Raw genomic sequence first — 15,951 nt, forward strand, 5'->3', positions numbered from 1 at the left:
TTTAATAATCCGCTGATTTTAAGCCACGAATTTCATAGATAAGTTCACTAGTGACGCCCTTGCCAAACTCTGAACGTAAGTAACGTTCAGAATAGGGTTCTAGTAGTTCCTCAGAACCAATTTCTCCGCAGACGTACCATTGGGCATTCAATCCATGTGCATGGGCTATCATCCGACGCACAGGATCGTTGTCGTCCATTTGCATCCTGAAGGGTAATTCTGTATCAGGCGCTAATTCATCAGCGGAAAACACACCATGTTCAATAAGGTATGAACGATCATAAATAATCCCTAACGGGTAAAGTAGTAGCCCCGATTCTGACGCTGCATTTTTTAGCTTTGCGATAGCTTGAAAATCCGGTTCCACCATTTCTAACAGTGTCTTTGTGCGAGTATGGAACCATTCTTTATACTTAGTGTGCACACTTGCATTACGTTTAAAATACTCATTCGAATAAAGCAAACTAAGCGTATCAAAATATAAAACCTTCACTGAAACCACCTAGTTCGTATTAGGCATAGTTAAAATGGTGCTTCATGAAAAAGTCCAGATGACATCCTCTTTCTAACGCTCTTTCCTCAATTTGCTTCCATAAGAGTGGTAAATAGGCTTTCAGATCTTCCGCTTCCGATTGATGATATTCATCCTCACAGTCCCCTGCAGCAGCTTTTAGCCACTCTGAAGGTGTTAAAATAGTGAGCCCAAGATGAAAATATTCTGGAATGGCTGCCCGTATTGATTCTTCGCTACCGCTAGCAACATACATTGTGAGGCCTTCACCTGTTGCGTAATAATGGCTAACACCGATGTAGAACATATCAATACCTCGCTAACATATTGTCTAATATTAAAAATATTTATTACTGAAATGCAGCAATTACACGCTCTCTGAAATTTCCTAAGTTCAATTGACCAGAAGAAGCTGAGTATGCAGTTATGATTGACGGTTTTTCCAAACGTTCTTTATCCCAACTAAGCTGTGTCTTCCCAATATCAGTTTTTTTCTTTTGTTGATCAGAGAAATAGGCTCGATCTAACGAAACAGAAGCTTGAGGTCTATCTTGCCAATTATCTGGTTTGATAAATAAGCATGAGTCCGGAATATCTTGCTCGATCTGCTCAGCAAAACTCACCAGACTTTCTTCAGCAAAAGTGTACAACCAAGCTTGCTGATTCGAGGATTCATGCGTTCGCAAAATTCGTCCTAAAACTTGCCTGAAATAAAGTTCTGTCTTCACAAAACTTAAATGGCAACAGACTTGTAGACGTGGGATATCGGTTCCCTCACTAATCATTCCGACGCTGATAATCCACTGAGTCGTTCCGTTTCGATACCCATTGATTTTTTCTAGTGGATTTTCATGATAGTAAGTGACTATCTCTGTACTTTGCTCATATCTCTCAGTCAAAACTTTCTGAATTTCGATTGCATGTCCTACTGATGAAGCAACAACCAAACCACCGGCATTAGGGTTATCCATACGTATATCTGCTAGCTTTTTGCAACCAAGGCCAAGTACATAAGTCATTGCATCAATATTTTGCAAAATGCTTTGATACGGAGTTGCTGATTGCTTTAAAAGGTCAGGAATTGACGAAAATGACTTTGATTGTCCACTTTCTGAAATAGATAAGCGATCATTATCAATTAGTACAATTTTAGGTGAGCGGCAGACCTTATCGATAATCGCTTGCTTTAAACCGTATTGATAATCACAGTGGATACGACCTTCTGCATCAGAATACTGTGCTAACGTAATTGGCAATAAATCTGAGCGCCAAGGAGTGCCAGATAGGGATAATGTAAACGCAGCAATCCCTTGAATTTGTCTCAAAATTTGCTCACCCCATACATTAGCATTTTCAATTTCATCACCTGAACAATGGTGAATCTCATCAAATACAACCAATACGCGGTGCTTTTTAATTGTTTTCCAAAAGCTATCTCTAAGGTATTTCATACTCTGATATGTAAACGATGCACCTATTGAACCAAGTCCACCGGAAAAAGAGCATCCCAATCGCCATGAAAAGGTATTTTTGATACCATCAGCAATCGTTAATGATGGCGAAAAACAGAGGACCAGGTCAATTTTGTCTAAGTCATACAGCCTTTTGGCAATTTCGGCAGCGGCCACCGTTTTTCCAGCCCCTGGAGTCGCCTGAACCTGAAAATGTGAATGTCCAGCTAGATACTTTTCTAAAGCCGATCCAACACACTCCTCTTGCCATAGTCTTAACATTTTACTTCCCCACAATTACTAAGCTTTAGGGCGTGATTAAGAACATTTATTTTGGCTAGATATCTAACAGAGCGTTCTCTAGTTTCTTCGGATAGTTTTAACAATGATGATTTCTGTAAAGGTAACCTTTCAGACAATAGTTGAAATTCTTCGATCTCAGCTAAAGCTATCGCAAGTTCAGCTTCATACTTTCGTCGTTCCAAAGTCAGCTCATCAAGGGTAAGTGCTTCATCCGAATTTTTTACGACTGTTTTTAGCTTTTGTTGCTTACGCTTTTTCGGTTTGAATACAGTTTCTTTAAACTGCTCTGATTTGTGGTATGTCCTAGTCCGTCCTTGACCCTCAGTCCAAAGTAGCCCTTTCTTTTCTAAAGGTAATAACTGACGATAAAGAAATTTACGCGCTTCCGTTATGTCCTTAAATTCTCCCGTAATCGTTAGTAGTTCGTCCCTTAAAGCAGGAACAGTTAATCCATCAAGTCCTTTCTCGATGAATAGGGTAAAAATGTATTCATTAATCGCTGTTTTCTTCGTCATAAGAGCTCAACTACGAAACAAAATACGGATTATAGTCCGTGGCTATAAAATCCGCAATGACGGATATTCTTTCATTTTGAGTACCATTAAAAATGAAAGACTTAGCAAAACGGTTTGGGGATAACCTACGTAGAGAGCGCAAGCTTAAAGGTATATCTCAGGATAAATTGGCCATTTCAGCAGACATCGACCGGAGCTATGTCGGTCGTATCGAAAGAGGAGAGGTCAACATCACTCTAGAAAAGGTGTACCAGTTGGCAAGAATTCTTGGTTGCGATGTGCGTGATTTACTTCCATAAGGGAAACCCTAACTTGTGTAATTCATAGGAACTTACTCACCTAAGTGCTTACATACAGGTCAAGAGAAATCTGCTTTAGTGAACGCATGGAGAAATGAGATCAGAGTATGATAAGATCACTATCATAAAATATACTTGGTAGATAATATGACACATATATACAGCCAATACGAAGACTTGTGTAAACGAGTTATCGATGAAGGTATTTGGATTGAGAACGATAGAACAGGCAAACGATGCTTAACCGTTATCAATGCAGATTTAGAGTATGATCTGACCGCGAATGAATTTCCTCTAGTAACAACGCGCAAAGCTTTTTGGAAAAGTGCTATCGCTGAGATGCTAGGTTACTTACGTGGCTATGACAACGCAGCTGATTTTCGAAAATTAGGTACCAAAACTTGGGATGCCAACGCCAATCAGAATGAAGCCTGGCTTAATAATCCTCATCGTAAAGGTGAAGATGACATGGGTCGTGTATACGGCGTTCAGGGACGGAAATGGGCGAAACCTGATGGTGGTTTTGTCGATCAATATAAGAAGATCATTGCTCATTTAAGCAAAGGTATTGATGACCGAGGTGAAATCCTCAACTTTTACAATCCTGGCGAGTTCCACATGGGCTGTTTACGCCCCTGCATGTATAGTCACCATTTTTCACTGCTAGGTGATACCCTTTATTTAAATAGCACTCAACGTAGTTGTGATGTGCCTCTCGGCTTAGTCTTTAATCAAATCCAAGTAGCTTGGCTACTCCAGATTACAGCTCAGATCACTGGGTTAAAGGCCGGAAAAGCGTTCCATAAGATCGTCAATGCCCATATCTATGAAGACCAAGTTGAGCTAATGAAAGATCAGATCAAAAGAGAACCTTATGCCGCACCTAAGCTCATTATCAACCCAGAGATCAAATCACTTGAAGACTTGGAAACATGGGTAACAGTTGATGATTTCGAAGTTGTTGGCTATCAACATCACGAACCAATCAAATACCCATTTTCGGTTTAGCTTATAAAAAATAATGGGACATCAAGTCCCATTATTTTTTTCTGATTTTTCGTTGAGTAAACTCTCCAATAACTCAATCCTATCCTCAAGCATTTTTTTATCGTTCCGTTCTTTTCCAATTTCTGATTTGTGCCATTCAAGACTTTCATAATCACGCCTAGAGCGTATTCTTAATTTATCTAACTCTCTTTCTGATTCAGAATATTTAGTAAACCAATGTAAAATTTCTAGCTTTGATTGATCGAGTAACGCTTGTAAGTTCTGTTCTTGTTGCTTTTTAGTAACTCGGTTGCGCTTTAAATCTTCTTGTCTCTGATTTTTTATTATTTCGAGCTCAACACCAACCCAAGCCCTCACTCCATTTGGGTCAAAAGTATTACGATGAAGTCCAGTTAACTCAATTACTTGAGCTTTAGTTGTCTTTAACTTCTTATCTTGCCTTATAGAATCCAGTGCAGCCCATATTTTATCTGTATTTTGATCAAACAATTCTTTGTTTTTTTCATCGTATTCAGCCATCAGATCAACTCCTCGCCCAAATAATTTAAAACTCTTTTAGACTCTTCTATTGCTTCAGCTATCTGATCTTGCCTGTCTTCGTATCCTTCTGCACCGACCAACTTAATATTAGAAAGATATATTTCGCGCCACCTTGGCGCATTTGCTTTAGTTACTACAGCATTGTGACAACGAACTGGGTTACATCTTAAGCCACCAATACACGGCAAGGTCTCATCAAAATCCTCAACGCCACCAAAACAGTAACCACTTCCGACATTAATAATCGCCAGTCCTTGTTTAACCATTGCTTCGTATATTTCTTCTTCTGAGTAACCAGCTTCCATGCATCCATTAAAGAACTTTTTGATTTTTGAAATATGCTCATCAGCTTTCCCCCCCATGTATTTACCGTTCGGATCAAAATTAGCTTTTACAGCTTCTAATTCAGCCTCATGTCTAAAATTTACTGACTTACCTTCAACACTTATTAACTGATTTGCAATCCCTCCATAACCAAGCGTTGTTTGACTCACTTTCCCCTTACGCGCGAGCGCCTCCGTTGCAGAGACAATATGCTTTAGCTGATAAGAAATAACAGGTAAGCCAACATCAGCTCGGTACATTTGATGCGCAAGGCTATGTCTGAATACATAGCCATTGATCTTACTGTTAATATCTTTTGAGGATACCCCCATTAATACTGAGAAGCTTTTTTCAACTATATGGGTAAGATTGCCCATCGGGGTATTAGTCTCGTCTGGCATTAATGTAAAAGTATTTGCAAATACATATGTGTTTTGAAATACCTTTCCGCCTATCAACTCGACAACCTTTATGGCATCGATCATTATTGGTATAGCTATCCAGCGATCATTAAACAAATTCCAGCGATTATCTCGTCCCTTGTGTTCTTCTGAAACGATAGTCTTATCTTCTAAGTCCAGACATCCACTAATTTTTAGATCAGAATACACATTTGGTCTTGCGCCCATGAGAGTCCCGATCACCCATAGTGCAGAGTAAAATGCTTTATTAATTGCTATTTGAATAGGTCCGGTAACGCATAATTTTTTTTGTAATATATATGTTATCTGCTCTCGTGTTAGTTGCACACTGCAATCAAGTTTAGCTATATGATTAGCTGGAAAAGTAGTATTGATATCTGCGAGTGAGTATCCTTGCTTATTGAGACGGTAAGCACCATAGTCTTCAAAGTTTTCCTTTGAATATTTAAACTCTTTATGGCTTGAAGCGAGTGTCTCATAATGTTTTGTGATTACAGGATCATTCACTTTTTCGTCAACTGCTTTTAAAAAACTCACGATATTAAATGACGCTCTCTTAAGAGCCAAATCGAAGTTTTTAGTTTCAAGGTAGGGTAATTTTTCTTTTTTCTGATTATTATTTTTATTAGAGTTTTCCTTATATGCTTTTTTTATTGCTTCATAATCAGCATCACACTTAATACCAATGCTTTCTTTTGTTTTATGACAACCTAAATAATCAAAAAAAACTTTATAACCAGTTGGATTTTGCTTCTCTGACACTATTTTCAACTTGGTCCTTTTAGCCGCTTCTTCAAAGTCTAGCAGAGTTATATCACCAAGTTTATGACACTGTTCTTGTATATACTCTTTTCCAAGTCTCCTCTCGACTTGAGAGAAAACAAAATTCAAAAATCTTAGTCCATTTTTGAATGGAGCAATCAAGGTGTTGGGCTGTAGTTCGTTTTTCTTACTACCAAATTCTTTTGGTGACGAATAAACACTCAAAAATAAGCACTTTAGTTCGGTTATGACTCCTAATGGAATATGGCTATAGTCGCTAAAGTCAAGCTGAACTTTTGATATAGAGACTGAAGGTGCTCTGTTTGAAGTATCTTCATCGAAATCCCATAACATGTCACGAAAAACACTCTTCTTAGATATAGGCAGTGTAGCAAGTTGAACGATATAAGGACTAATATCATCAACTAGTTCGTCAGAATTAGTTTTGTTTAAAATCAGTAAATTAGAAAATACATCTTGCCAATATTGATTTATTAACTGCAAGTGTTCGAGATGCTGTTTTTTCACTATTAACCACCCCAACTATCTAATATAGTGGTTTCTATAAATAACGAATTTTCTTTCGCCAGTATTAAAGTATCCTCCTCAAACTCTGAAGTTTCAGGGTTTAAAATATCGTCAAGTAGTGATAGATTTTCTAACACAACAACATGGTAAGGAGTATTAACTACTTCGCTACTTTCTAATGTTGCCAAATAGTCTCTTTGCATTGCAAAAAGCTCTGGAAGATGTTTCTCAGTCAACATAACATTATCACAAGAAAGGCACTTATTATATTGTGAACAGGGTCTTCCCTTAACATACAAGGATGATTTTTTGATAAATTCAGGTGGATCAAATATGTTTTTACAACCACCAAGTGGCGTTTTCATTATGATTTGATTATCGTCATATCTACGCCGTTTTTTCTGATGAGAATTATGCTTATTTGTTCGAATAGCCTTACTGTAAACCCCTTCTATTGCTTTCCTTGCTTTATCTTTTATAACTCTATCGAAATCTAATTTCTCTAGGTAGCACATTGTCGTATAAATAGAAGCATGCCCTAATAAATATTGGATCTCCCTTATTGAAACACCAGCATCGACTAACTCACTCACTAGAGTAGGTCTGAATCTTGTTGTAGTGAGCACCAATGGATTACCATCATCATCTTCCAACTGATATTTATCGACCAGTTCAGAATAGAAATTGGACATAGTTGATTCAGTTATAGTTATGCATTTTTTGTAATATGTTATAAAAAGTCTATTTGATATCTCACTTGGCGCATATTTTCTTGCCTCAGAAGTTAACTGAATAACTTCATTAAATACTGTTTCGACAAATTGCTTTTGGCTTATTGTTAACCATTGAAGATCAGCTTGAAACAGGTCTAGATGAATCATCTTTTCTCCTGTCGATCTTTCTTTCCAATAAGTTAGACAAGGCTTATTAGTCAAAGGGTGATTTTTTTGGTAATCGTCAATTTCCAGATCTAAGATAGGGTTTAAATTCATACCAAGGACTTGTGCCATCTTTAATACATACAATCCCACATCCCGCAGTGCAGTTCTTCTAGTTTTTACCCCCCATTCATCATACAATTCATTAAGGGAAATTCTTCTTGAGGTCACGTAATTATTTAATTTTCTCTGCCCAACAGTGTATTGTTTTATTAGCTCTTTATTTCTATAGATGGGAACACAGTTACAATGATCTTCAAAAATAATCCTTGCCTGGATCTTTGGATCATCAAAATCAGCTTGTTTTCTGTCTAACTTTTGATACGGCGCTAACTTCTTTTTAACAAGTACAATTTCCTGCTCTAACATCTCGTGTATTTGTTTTCTCTCGTAAGGCGAGTATGGCTTATATGCTATAGACTCTCTTACAATTTCAAATCCATCAGCAGGGTAATAACTGAAATTGTAACTGCGAATCGTTTTCAGTTTATCCAGCGTCACTCGCAATGACGACAACGTTGAATTAGCAGTTGATGTTGCTAATACTCCTTCGCCAATTTTTTCACCTAGATACTCTTTAAAATCCCTTAGCGACCATGAATTAAAACATTTTTTAAAACTACTATTTGGTGAAATTTCTTTGCTCTCAAGGAAATCACAATAATGTTTGTACCCGGTATAATAACTAGTAATTCCTGATTTAGACGAAATATTCAAAGAGCCAATAGCAAAAGCATGTTGTACATCCTCATAGCGCCCTCTTTTAGAACTAAAGTCATCAATTGATGTGAGTTTCTTATCTCTTAATTTACTAAATACTGAATACTTACTCTCTTCTTGATTCAAACGTTTTTCTCTGCGAGCTTCATCACGTTCTTTCATTGTTTTATAATCGATGCCTTTAATCTCTATAACTTCTCTGGAAAAACGTAAATATTCGGCCCTCAACAAAGGACGTGCAATAGCTTTACTATGGGTTGGAATTAAGTGGCTGAATGTTTTCTGAGTTATCACATTTCTAAACATTGGAAGTGCTAGTTTTTCTTCATATGTTAAGCTGTTTTTCCACTTAAGGAAAATCCTACGATTATTCAAATCATAACCAATAGCATGACTGCTATTTTTAATTTCACTATATGGAAGAGAGACTTTGTACTCCAATAACAATTTATTAAGCTGTTTTCTGAGATCAAGTAATTCTGGTCCCTCGAGCCGTTTGACCTTACATGAAAGCTTATTTGATAAGTATTTTGTAGAAATAAGGCCATACTGTTCAAAGTAACTATCCGGATTTTTATCTACCAACTTTGAATTAAACATACCAACAATTGACAGCTCAACATCCCATAACAGATCTGGATTAACTTTACATTCAGAGATAAAGTCGCTCATCAATGTAACAATCGTGTCATCGTCAACATTCTTTAAAACACCTAATGACTTAAGCTCCGCATTTATTTTTTTGATGTCTTCTTTCAAATATAAGCGTATTGGATTATATCCTATCGGTGCTTTACTAAATAAAAAACGCAAATCGATTGAATTTTGACTTATTGAGACGTTCTGTTTTTGTTCATTCGTTAATGACGCCCACCAATCCAGCAAACGGGATCTATATGCTACACGGTCAAACAAAACATCTAACGACTTGAGTTCTTTATCAATATTATCGATTTCTTTATGAAAAATTTGCCTTACCACATGATATTTTATAGGTGAATCAGCAAATAGATCTCGCAGATCTATGGTGTTATTTACAACTGGTAAAGTTTTCTTTTGATCATTAGTTAACGACTGCCACCAATTGAGCAGACGAGCTCTATAAGCTTCATGATCAAACAAAACACCTAAAGACTTAAGCTCGGCTTCTATCTTATTGATATCATCTTTTAAGTATTGGCGTATTTGGACGTAAGTCACCGGAGCATCACTCAGTCTATCACGTAAATCAATTGTATTTTGATTCGTTGGAACCGTTAGCTTTTGTTCATCAGTTAAAGAGTGCCACCAATTGAGTAGACGCTTTTTATATATTTCAACATCTAATAAAACACCTATCAACTTAAGCTCTGTGTCTATCATCTTTATCTCATTTTTCAGATATTCACGAACTTTTCGATGAGAAACCGCTACATCACTAAACAAATTTCGCAAGTCAACAGTATTATTTGTCTTTGATGTTGGAACTGCTTTCTTTTGATCATTAGTCAATGACTGCCACCAGTTGAGCAGACGGACCTTATATTCTTCACTATCGGGTAAAACACCTAACGACTTAAGCTCCGCATCTATCTTTTTGATGTCTTCTTTCAAATACATACGCAATGTATCGTATTTAATTGGAACATGACTAAATAGCTGATGTAAATCAATCGTTTTTAGCTGAGTGATTGGAACCGCTTTCTTCTTTTCGTCTGTTAACCCTCGCCACCAGGTATTCAAGATCGTTCGGTATTCTTCAGATTTCATTTCGGTGCTTCCTTTTCAATCTAGTTCGATCTTTTAATTTTTTCATTAACTGATATCTTTTGAGTGGAGCACCGTTGTTATCTACAAATTTTTCCCATACTCCGACAGGTATTTTGGTGTACTTTTGTGTTGTATCTAATGATTCATGTCCAAGGCATTGTTGTAAAAGCAAAAGTCGGTCTAGCTGTGATTTGCCTAAATCTTCAGAATTGAGAAGCATAGCACCAAAACCATGTCGAATTTTGTGTGGTGATAACGGCGAGTTGATCAATCCAAGCTTTAAAGCTCTTTTAGACAGTTTTTTAATTAGCTTACTAACTGCCTTTTCGGTGTAAGGATTACCATTTTGATTCAAGAAGGCTGGAACAGGAGTATCACCCCATTTACGTTTGTGTTTCTTGAATTCAAGGCTTGAGTGATATCTCTGGACTCTATTAATCGTTTCTTTTGAAACAACTGTATATCTATATTTTGCTTCTCTCCCCCGCCCCTTATTACCTTTAATTTCTATTGATACATAATCACTAGGTATCTGAATTGTATTGCCATCCACAATTACGCTCTTACGAGACTCTCTGGATAACTGTAAAATACTTTCTTGAGATATATCTTTTACTTCAGCTCTACGGACACCTGAGTCGTACATGAATTGAATGAGACTTTTTTCTCTTTCATGATTAGCGACGAAAATCAAAGCTTCAACATCAGTAAAAAGCGCAGGCCTAATTAGCGACTCCTTGGCAGCTACGACTAAACTTCCATTTTCATAAGGATTTTCTTCCCTCAAGAGTTTGTAGCCAGCAGGAGGATTGCATAGAAATTCCGAGAAGAACCTGCCGTAAGTCGCATCTCTGTTTGCTAGGGTTTTTCCACCTAGTGCAGGTTTATCTAACCCTTTTTTATCCTTATCGCGTCTACAATAATCAAAATACTTCTGAATTTCTGTCGCATGCACTGTCAACAAACAATCATCTCTCTTAGTTCCAATGTGATTATCATCATGTGTAATCAGGTACTTAACTAAGTAACGTAAGTTGTTTGCGTATGTATTTACAGAATTATCACTATGATTTCTTCTGTAATCAGTAAGGAAGTCGGAGATGAGTGGCAACAACTCCATTTGGTCATTAAAGACAGCAACACCTTCAGCAAGTAGAAGCACATTTGGATATTCTTCAAAATCTTCATGCGCAACAGATTTTGATATATCAAGATTCTGACCAGACGATATGACAACAGACTTATCCATAAAACCTCGCACTGTGCATTAAATTTACACAACATTATGATTAATTACGTATTGTGCAAATCAAAATGAACACAATAAATTCAACATTAACAGAAACGAGGATTATTTTACTTACTGATTATGCATTTTGTGCAGGGGATTATAAAAGAGGCACATCACAAGAGCGCTGAGTACTGTTCAAGTACAAGGTATCACCAAGCAGAGAAAAATGATGACTATACATGCATGGACGTAGGCAGCCCATGTGAAATTCTCCGGGGTTATAGAAATTGAGGATTTCTCCCCTATCATCAACACCTCGGGTTAAATCATCGACAATCTTCCGCAATTGATCGACATAGCCACCATCTGGCTTTGCCCAAGAGCGTCCCTGAACACCATAAACACGGCCCATATCATCGGTGCCTTTTCTATATGGGTTATTCAACCAAGCCGAATTTTGGTTAGCGTTTGCATCCCATGTTTTCGTGCCAAGTCTGCGAAAGTCCTCGGCGTTATCATAACCTCGGATATAACCGAGTAGTTCTGCAACCGCGGCTTTCCAAAAGCTTTTTCTGGTTGTCACCAAGGGAAACTGATTCTGAGCAACGTCATAAGTGAGATCTGAGTTAATCACAGTTAAGCAGCGTTTGCCTGTACGTTCATTTTTGACCCACTCACCGTGGTCTACAATACGCTGACACAGATCTAAATATTGTTTCACATTTGTTCCTTATTTTATTTCGTCTGCTGTGGGATCACATCTTTATAGTGGCCACGTTTATATGCCCACAACATCATCAAAATGCCGCCAATAACCATAGGCAATGACAAAATTTGTCCCATGGATATAAAGCCGCCAAATAACCCTAAGTGCGCATCGGGTTCACGAACATATTCAACTAAGAAACGGAATGAACCATAGCCCGCTAAAAACAATCCAGACACGGCGCCAAGTGGACGTGGCTTTTTGATAAACCAATTCAAGATCAGAAACAAAACAATCCCTTCAAGGGCCATTTCATATAACTGAGAAGGATGGCGAGGTAGAGGCCCGCCAGTTGGGAAAACCATTGCCCATGGCACATCCGTTACACGTCCCCAAAGCTCGCCGTTCATAAAGTTACCAAGTCTACCCATACCTAAACCAAAAGGAACCAGTGGGGCAATAAAGTCAGCAACTCCGAAAAACGTACGGCCATTTTTTTTGGCATACCAGAACATGGCGCTAATCACACCCAACAAACCACCATGGAATGACATGCCACCAGTCCAAACTTTGAATAAGTAAAGAGGATCTTGTAGGAAGAGATCAAAGTTGTAGAATACAACATACCCTATACGGCCGCCGATGACGACACCTAGGAATCCAGCAAATAAGAGATCCGAAACCTGTTCTCTTGTCCAACCGCTATCAGCTTGGTCTGCTCGTCTATTAGCCAACCATAGAGCAAACGCAAAACCAATTAAATACATCAAACCGTACCAACGAATTGACAAAGGCCCCAGAGAGATCAGAACAGGATCGATATTGGGGAATTCAAGGAATCCTTGAGACATAAAACTACCACTCTTTTGGTGTTAAGATAATTAAATGAGAGTTCGTTACCACAGCATAGTTCCCGCTACAAATAGTAAAAACACCGCAAAGATTTTTTTCAATGTATGAGTCGGCAAAGATGTCGCCATTTTAGCACCAATACGTGTCGTCAACATGGACGCTGATGCAATCGCGACAAGGGCAGGTAAATAAACATAGCCCAAACTATACATTGGCAGAGATTGTGCCTGATAACCATGCAAGATGAAACCTATCATTCCCGCCATGGCAATAAAACACCCACACACAGAGGAAGAACCAACAGCCTTGCGCATTTCCACACCATGACGGTTAAGAAAAGGAACTGATAATGAGCCACCACCAATACCCGCAAGACTTGATACCATACCAATACCAGTACCAATAGAGATAGTCGCCAAGTTGCCTGGCATGGTTTTAGTGCTCTGCCTTTTAATCGAGAACAGCATTTGGATAGCCAAACCTAACACAATAAAACCAAAGACCTTAGGCAAATATTCAGCTGGTAGCCATTCGGCAATATTTGCTCCGAAAAAACCACCAACCACAACGCCAGGCATCAACCACTTAACAACATGAATATCGACATTACCGAGCTTAAAGTGATTAAAAGCTGAAGAACCTGAAGTGACGATAATTGAAGCAAGAGAAGTGGCTAGTGCTATTTGCATACAAATTGAAGGATCGATTCCGGCAAGTGGTAAAAGAAATAGTAATGCGGGTACAACAATTAAACCACCACCAATACCGAGTAGCCCTGCCATTATCCCCACAACTCCCCCAAGAAGGACTAGCATAGCTAAAAATTCAATATTCACATCGTTCCTTTTTTATTTTCCTGCGCGGATAAAGCCAGAGAAGCCTTTGTCATCAAAGAAGGTTTTCATCATAGTATAAATCTCGTTACCATATGGCTTCATCAAAGCTTGAGTAGCGAGATCCTGTAATTCATGGCTGTCTGTGTGTCGCAGTAAATACTTAATTTTTGCCACGTTTGAGGTATTCATACTCAAGCTTCGATATCCAAGGCCAACCATAAGCAGAGCCCCGATAGGATCGCCAGCCAATTCTCCACAAATACACACGGGTAACTTGAGTTGCTCACATGTTTGATGAATATGCTCAAGCGCCATCACAACAGATGGATGCATAGATTCATAAACATCGGCCACCCGAGCATTGTTTCGATCGACGGCCAGCAAGTATTGGGTAAGATCGTTGGTGCCAATTGATACAAAATCGACTTTCTCTGCAATAAGAGGCAACAAATATATCATAGATGGAACTTCAATCATGACTCCAATGGCCGGCATAACGATTCTACTGTCTTGCTTAGCCAGTTCCAAATGAGCACGATCGATCAATTCCAAAGCACTATCAAGTTCTTGGGTACCTGAAACCATAGGAAGTAAAATACTGAGATTTTGATGATCGACACTCGCTTTCATCATAGCTCTTATTTGCATTAGAAAAATATCTGGATGATCGAGTGTAAAGCGGATACCTCTCCACCCTAGGAAAGGGTTATCTTCCTCTATGGGTAGATAAGGTAATGCTTTGTCCCCTCCTATATCCAGAGTACGCATTACTACACGTTTATCTGGGTATGTGTTAAGGACCGCTTTATACTGAAGGACCTGCTCCTCCTCAGATGGGAAACGATGATGGAGTAAAAAAGAAATTTCCGTTCTATATAAACCCACGCCATCAACACCTTGATTTATTGCTATGTTAGCGTCAGCGCTAAGTCCGGCATTGAGCATTATTTCGATACGTACATTGTCCTTGGTCTGCGCAGGTTCGAGGGCTGTTTGATTGACCAAGGTAGCAAGCTCTCCTTCTTCATCAACCAACTCACCATATTCCCTCAGCAATTGCTCATTAGGTGAAATAAATAACTTGCCACTGTATCCGTCTACAATACCCTTCTTGCCATTAATTTCCTTTAGGTTTAACGTAACCCCCATCACAGTGGGGATCCCGAGAGCCCGAGATAATATTGCCGCATGAGAGTTTGCCGCTCCTTCCAGAGCGACGACAGCAAGTAACTTTTTTCTCGGTACGGACGCAAGCAATGTTGCTGTCAACTCACGAACAACCAAAATCACAGGTTTTTCAAATTCTGGTTGGCTCCTCTCAGTATTCTGGAGAAAAAAAAGCAGGCGCTGTCCAAGTTCTTTCACATCCTGAGCTCGCTCACGCATATATACATCTGACATTTTTGCAAAGCGATTAGAGTAGCTCTCAACCACTTGCCTCAATGCCCAATCCGCGCGGTCTCCTTTTTGCACCTGACTTTTGAGATCCTTGCGGAGCATAGGGTCATTGAGCAAATGTGTAAACAGATCAAAAATAGCGAATGCATCTTTGTTAATTTCACCATCAAATTTTTTTCGCATTCTACGAAAATCACTTAGGGCTTCTTCAATCGCTAGCAGTAATACCTCTTGCTCACGTTCGATATCTAGAGTTGATGCAGGATACACCTCTGATAAATCAACTAGGGTGTCGTCCCAACGAAACTCACCAATAGCAACACCCGAAGAAGCGGCAATACCTCTAATCTCATCTTGACCTTTCTCTAAGCGCCATTGGCCTTGGCTTTGGGCATGGGCAATAATCACAGCCAGCTGCGCAGCAAGTGTTACCAGAAATGACTCTTCAATTTCATTAAATTGACGGGGTTGCTTTTGCTGCACGACCAAGACGCCAAGCACTTGTCTGCGGTAAATAATGGGAGTGCCAAGAAAACTATGGTAGATTTTTTCACCAAGCTGAGAAAAATATTTGAAATTAGGGTGTTTTGAAGCTTCTGCAAGATTTAACGGTTCAGCACTGCGCTTAACTAGACCAACTAGCCCTTCACTGAAGCTTATGTGGATTTTTTTTCCCTTAAACTTAAGCCCCTTTGTAGCCATCAGTTCTAAACGCTGCATATCTTCATTGGCAAGGTAAACCGTGCAGCATTCAGTCTTCATCGCACTGCACGTTTGCGTAACGAGAACTTTTAAAGCCTGATGAATATCCTCTAATTTGGATACCTGTTCAACAATGTCCCTTAGTTGAGAAAGCAT

13 protein-coding genes and 1 pseudogene are annotated in these 15,951 nt (G+C 38.8%); 2 read left to right on the top strand and 12 right to left on the bottom strand.

The window, feature by feature from the left end; all coding sequences use genetic code 11:
- Nucleotide 1: 1 nt before the first annotated feature.
- The 4 genes from MHN79_RS13525 to MHN79_RS13540 are packed head-to-tail and all read right to left on the bottom strand — an operon-like array spanning nt 2 to nt 2,780.
- Nucleotides 2–493: a hypothetical protein gene (locus MHN79_RS13525; protein ID WP_239173330.1), complete on the bottom strand. Its 492-nt coding sequence runs from the start codon at nt 491–493 to the stop codon at nt 2–4.
- A 19-nt stretch (nt 494–512) separates the two neighbouring features.
- A complete protein-coding gene (locus tag MHN79_RS13530; protein ID WP_011149152.1) occupies nt 513–818 on the bottom strand; it encodes a hypothetical protein in 306 nt (101 codons plus the stop codon).
- A 43-nt stretch (nt 819–861) separates the two neighbouring features.
- Nucleotides 862–2,244, bottom strand: coding sequence for a DEAD/DEAH box helicase family protein (locus MHN79_RS13535; RefSeq protein ID WP_239173331.1), 1,383 nt, complete (start codon nt 2,242–2,244; stop codon nt 862–864).
- Nucleotides 2,238–2,780 carry a phage tail tape measure protein gene (locus MHN79_RS13540; protein WP_239173332.1) on the bottom strand — a complete coding sequence of 181 codons (543 nt, stop codon included), beginning with the start codon at nt 2,778–2,780 and terminating at the stop codon, nt 2,238–2,240. Before MHN79_RS13540 ends, MHN79_RS13535 begins: the two co-directional genes overlap by 7 nt.
- Nucleotides 2,781–2,872: 92 nt before the next feature.
- Between MHN79_RS13540 and MHN79_RS13545 the strand changes: the two genes are divergently transcribed.
- Both MHN79_RS13545 and MHN79_RS13550 read left to right on the top strand, forming a co-directional pair.
- Complete coding sequence (locus tag MHN79_RS13545) at nt 2,873–3,079, top strand: helix-turn-helix transcriptional regulator (RefSeq protein ID WP_239173333.1); 207 nt, start codon at nt 2,873–2,875, stop codon at nt 3,077–3,079.
- 147 nt (nt 3,080–3,226) lie between these two features.
- Nucleotides 3,227–4,087 (top strand): thymidylate synthase, encoded by an 861-nt coding sequence (locus tag MHN79_RS13550; RefSeq protein ID WP_239173334.1) that lies wholly within the window; start codon nt 3,227–3,229, stop codon nt 4,085–4,087.
- 21 nt (nt 4,088–4,108) lie between these two features.
- Here the strand turns inward: MHN79_RS13550 and MHN79_RS13555 are convergent, their stop codons facing one another.
- The 8 genes and pseudogenes from MHN79_RS13555 to ptsP form a co-directional block, all read right to left on the bottom strand.
- The gene (locus MHN79_RS13555; RefSeq protein WP_239173335.1) at nt 4,109–4,606 is read right to left on the bottom strand and encodes a hypothetical protein; all 498 of its coding nucleotides are present in this window, start codon (nt 4,604–4,606) and stop codon (nt 4,109–4,111) included.
- A complete protein-coding gene (locus tag MHN79_RS13560) occupies nt 4,606–6,663 on the bottom strand; it encodes a site-specific integrase (protein ID WP_239173336.1) in 2,058 nt (685 codons plus the stop codon). The genes MHN79_RS13555 and MHN79_RS13560 overlap by 1 nt, the downstream gene beginning before the upstream one ends.
- Before the next feature lie 2 nt (nt 6,664–6,665).
- Entirely contained in the window at nt 6,666–10,070 is a 3,405-nt protein-coding gene (locus MHN79_RS13565) for a tyrosine-type recombinase/integrase (RefSeq protein WP_239173337.1), read from the bottom strand.
- Nucleotides 10,060–11,319, bottom strand: coding sequence for a tyrosine-type recombinase/integrase (locus MHN79_RS13570; protein ID WP_239173338.1), 1,260 nt, complete (start codon nt 11,317–11,319; stop codon nt 10,060–10,062). The genes MHN79_RS13565 and MHN79_RS13570 overlap by 11 nt, the downstream gene beginning before the upstream one ends.
- Nucleotides 11,320–11,464: 145 nt before the next feature.
- Nucleotides 11,465–12,022: pseudogene (locus MHN79_RS13575) on the bottom strand (thymidylate synthase); the annotation flags it as partial.
- A 14-nt stretch (nt 12,023–12,036) separates the two neighbouring features.
- A complete protein-coding gene (gene lgt / locus MHN79_RS13580; protein WP_160931992.1) occupies nt 12,037–12,858 on the bottom strand; it encodes a prolipoprotein diacylglyceryl transferase in 822 nt (273 codons plus the stop codon).
- Nucleotides 12,859–12,903: 45 nt separating this feature from the next.
- Nucleotides 12,904–13,674, bottom strand: coding sequence for a sulfite exporter TauE/SafE family protein (locus MHN79_RS13585; protein WP_239173396.1), 771 nt, complete (start codon nt 13,672–13,674; stop codon nt 12,904–12,906).
- A gap of 33 nt (nt 13,675–13,707) precedes the next feature.
- Entirely contained in the window at nt 13,708–15,951 is a 2,244-nt protein-coding gene (ptsP, locus tag MHN79_RS13590) for a phosphoenolpyruvate--protein phosphotransferase (protein WP_239173339.1), read from the bottom strand.

Origin of the sequence: Vibrio sp. Of14-4 (assembly GCF_022347625.1) — a bacterium.
Taxonomy (GTDB): domain Bacteria; phylum Pseudomonadota; class Gammaproteobacteria; order Enterobacterales; family Vibrionaceae; genus Vibrio; species Vibrio pristinus.

Excerpts from the sequence above, each read along its gene's own strand:
- MHN79_RS13535 (WP_239173331.1), bottom strand. The coding sequence starts at position 2,244 with ATGTTAAGACTATGGCAAGAGGAGTGTGTTGGATCGGCTTTAGAAAAG.
- MHN79_RS13550 (WP_239173334.1), top strand. The coding sequence starts at position 3,227 with ATGACACATATATACAGCCAATACGAAGACTTGTGTAAACGAGTTATC.
- MHN79_RS13555 (WP_239173335.1), bottom strand. The coding sequence starts at position 4,606 with ATGGCTGAATACGATGAAAAAAACAAAGAATTGTTTGATCAAAATACA.
- MHN79_RS13585 (WP_239173396.1), bottom strand. The coding sequence starts at position 13,674 with ATGCTAGTCCTTCTTGGGGGAGTTGTGGGGATAATGGCAGGGCTACTC.
- ptsP (WP_239173339.1), bottom strand. The coding sequence starts at position 15,951 with ATGCTTTCTCAACTAAGGGACATTGTTGAACAGGTATCCAAATTAGAG.
- MHN79_RS13570 (WP_239173338.1), bottom strand. The coding sequence starts at position 11,319 with ATGGATAAGTCTGTTGTCATATCGTCTGGTCAGAATCTTGATATATCA.
- MHN79_RS13545 (WP_239173333.1), top strand. The coding sequence starts at position 2,873 with ATGAAAGACTTAGCAAAACGGTTTGGGGATAACCTACGTAGAGAGCGC.
- MHN79_RS13565 (WP_239173337.1), bottom strand. The coding sequence starts at position 10,070 with ATGAAATCTGAAGAATACCGAACGATCTTGAATACCTGGTGGCGAGGG.
- MHN79_RS13530 (WP_011149152.1), bottom strand. The coding sequence starts at position 818 with ATGTTCTACATCGGTGTTAGCCATTATTACGCAACAGGTGAAGGCCTC.
- lgt (WP_160931992.1), bottom strand. The coding sequence starts at position 12,858 with ATGTCTCAAGGATTCCTTGAATTCCCCAATATCGATCCTGTTCTGATC.
- MHN79_RS13540 (WP_239173332.1), bottom strand. The coding sequence starts at position 2,780 with ATGACGAAGAAAACAGCGATTAATGAATACATTTTTACCCTATTCATC.